At 57.4% G+C, this 1,964-nt stretch carries 4 protein-coding genes; all 4 read left to right on the top strand.

Features of this window, described 5'->3' with window-relative positions; all coding sequences use genetic code 11:
- Positions 1 to 209 (top strand): hypothetical protein (locus E1297_RS49630; protein WP_209015596.1); only part of this gene is annotated, 209 nt, incomplete at its 5' end.
- A 505-nt stretch (positions 210 to 714) separates the two neighbouring features.
- The gene (locus E1297_RS02370) at positions 715 to 1,254 is read left to right on the top strand and encodes a GNAT family N-acetyltransferase (protein WP_155133423.1); all 540 of its coding nucleotides are present in this window, start codon (positions 715 to 717) and stop codon (positions 1,252 to 1,254) included.
- A 141-nt stretch (positions 1,255 to 1,395) separates the two neighbouring features.
- Positions 1,396 to 1,659, top strand: coding sequence for a transposase (locus E1297_RS51150; RefSeq protein ID WP_368669441.1), 264 nt, complete (start codon positions 1,396 to 1,398; stop codon positions 1,657 to 1,659).
- The coding region (locus tag E1297_RS02380) for a transposase (protein ID WP_196223146.1) at positions 1,620 to 1,964 on the top strand (345 nt) is incomplete at its 3' end. The genes E1297_RS51150 and E1297_RS02380, both read left to right, overlap by 40 nt.

A 1,964-nucleotide genomic window follows, 5' to 3' on the forward strand; every position in this document is an offset into this window, starting at 1 on the left:
GAATGGTCCGATTTATCGGGGGCAGGTCAGTCCTCGCCTGCAAATACGGCCCCCATGTTGCCCTGCCCGATCTGCGTTCTGATTTTGTACGAGCCAATGCGCGCAAGCATGTTTTGCATCAATCTACCTATGGTTTGATCGATTGCATTTTACATAACAAGGCAATTCAACTAATCGCAATAGGAATTTTATCTATAGGCGGCCAATGAATTCGATGGTGTATTCCTGACACCAAGCCAAACAGGCACAAAAGTTCCTTTCAGTCAGAACCGGAAAAAACATTCACCAGAATGATGTTTTCAATGGAGACTCAACCTGCTCCCGGCCAAAATTCCGCGAGACTGCAAGGCACATTGAACGCGGCTATTGACCATGCTGGTGCGAACCCAAAATCAAGATCTGCAAAGCCGGGATGGCGGACGACCTCAGAGCCTCGGGACACGAGGCCATGCCCCACATGCTCGGGCATCTCGACATGTAGCGCAAGGCAAAGGATACGTGTTATCGCCCATCGGAGGCACGCGTCGCACGGATGGAGTTGCGTCGCAAAGGTAGCCCCGCCTTGACGAATTGCACAGGGAACACGCGGCCTGCCGCGCCGATGACGGGGTCAAAGGCTTCGAGATGTTCGTCCAGCAGACGCCCTGAGCGGCGGCACGATCCGATTTTCCAACCACAGCATGGCAGGTTCGCCCCGACGATTGAGACAGGAACATGGATTTTTCAAAAGACTACGAGACCCGCGCCACGGATATTGCCGAGCTGTTTTCGGCCACCTTCACCACCTCTGAAGGCCCTGAAGAAGGCGCGTTGATCGGCGCCCTCGCGCGCCGCCTGATCGCGGAGACACCTGCCGGGGATCTGCGCGTCATTACAGCCTGGGAGGACGGCGTGCTCCTCGGCGGTCTCTTCTTCACACGCCTCACCTACGCGGGCGATCCGCGCAAGGTCTTCCTGATGGCGCCTGTGGCGGTGGTGACCGGACGGCAGAGCGAGGGCATCGGCCAGCGGCTCATAACACACGGCCTCGACGCACTCCGGCAAGAAGGTGCGGATATCGCGGTGACCTACGGAGATCCGGCATTCTACGGCCGCGTCGGCTTTAGGCCCGCCGCAGAGGCCGACCTTCCCGCGCCGCAACCGCTTCAGCAGCCAGAGGGCTGGATCGCCCAGTCCCTGACCGACGCACCGCTGACGCCCCTGCGCGGACCGGCCCGCTGCGTCGCCGCCTTCAACGATCCTGCGTTCTGGTAAAGTCACATCAAGAAAAACCGGGGCCGGGTCACAGGCTAATCATGTCGGTGATCTTGGGCCCGTGGACATTCGCGGTTCACATCGTTCTTATAACTTGATTCAACCTTCCAAAAGGCGGTTTGAATGAACGAGCACCGGTATATGGTGTCGGACAAGGTTTGGGAGCATCTGGCTCCACTATTGCCGGGGAAGAAAAGCGATAGCGGCGTGATAGCCAAGAACAACCGCAGGCTTCTGGAGGCTGTCCTTTGGCGGGTGCGGACGGGGCTTCCTTGGCGCGATTTGCCGGTAGATTTTGGCAAGTGGAATAGCGTATTTCGACGCTTTCGCAGATGGGCCAAAGGGGCGTTTTTGAAAGAATTTTCATGGAAACCAACGGTTTTCCTGATCTCGAATACGCGATGATCGACGGCACGATCGTTCAGGCACAGCAGAAGTCAAGCGGCGCAAAGGTGGGAACACAAGATCAAGCCGTCGGGCGCTCGCGTGGCGGATTGACCACTAAGGTCGTGGCTATGGTCGACGCGCTCGGGAACCTGGTCGATTTTGTTCTTCTTCCAGGTCAGGCTCATGACATGAAGGGCGTTCGTCCGCTCATCGAGGGTGTGTCATTTGAGTCCCTCTTGGCTGACAAGGCGTTAGACGCTGATTGGTTTGTCGCAGAACTCGACGGACGTGGCGCTAGTGCTGTCATCCCTCCGAAAGCAAAC

The sequence above is a fragment of the Roseibium sp. RKSG952 genome, from assembly GCF_009711355.1.